1 protein-coding gene is annotated in these 851 nt (G+C 70.0%); it reads right to left on the bottom strand.

What is annotated here, in order from left to right:
- A partial coding sequence (locus tag AC6CH9_RS20795; RefSeq protein ID WP_498156596.1) for a PQQ-dependent sugar dehydrogenase occupies positions 1 to 851 on the bottom strand: 851 nt, incomplete at both ends.

The following is an 851-nucleotide window of genomic DNA, read 5'->3' as shown; positions in this document are numbered from 1 at the left end:
AGCTGCCACTCGACGTAGCCCATGGGGCCACGGTTCGGGTCCGCGGCAGCCGCGTCGGGGCCGTAGTCGCCCCACACGAGCGCGCCGGACTGGGCGTCGTAGTCGATCCGGAACGGGTTGCGCAGCCCCATGACGTACGTCTCGTCGCGCACGAGGTCGCGCACGTCGTCGTACTGCGGGTCGTCGAACAGGTTGCCCTCGGGGATCGTGTACGTGCTCCCCGGACCCACCTCGGTGCCGGCCGCGAGGTCCTCGATCGGGTTGATCCGCAGGATCTTGCCGCGCAGGTCGTTCGTGCTGCCCGCACCGCGGCGGTCGTCGAAGCCGGGGTTCATGCCCGGCGCGTTGTTGTTCGGCGCGTACCCGGCGGCACCCGGGGTGCTCGCCGGGGTGTTGTCACCGGTGGAGAGGAACAGGTTCCCCTCCTCGTCCCACGCCATGTCCGCGCCCACGTGGCAGCACTGCCCGCGCTGCGCGTCGACCTTGATGATCTCGCGCTCGGTGGACAGGTCGATGGCGTCGGTCGCCGGGTCCCACGTGAACCGCGACAGCACGTTGTAGCCCAGCCACCGGTCCCAGTAGCTCTCGTCCTCGCCCGCGGGGAGCGAGTTCGGCGCGCTGCCGTTCGGCGTCGTCTCCGGGTAGTCGACCCCGGAGGGCGACGTGCCCGACATGACCCGAGGCGCGTACACCATGTAGACGAAGTGGTTCTCCGCGAAGTTCGGGTCGAGCGAGATGCCCTGGAGCCCGTCCTCCGAGTTGGAGTAGACGTCGAGGTCCGCGATCTGGGTGGTCAGTCCCGTCGCGGAGTCGGTGAGTCGCACGACGCCGTCGCGCGCGGTGTGCAGGAC

The sequence above is a fragment of the Cellulosimicrobium sp. GQ32 genome, from assembly GCF_059758455.1.
This window is presented reverse-complemented; position numbering and strand designations above follow the sequence as displayed.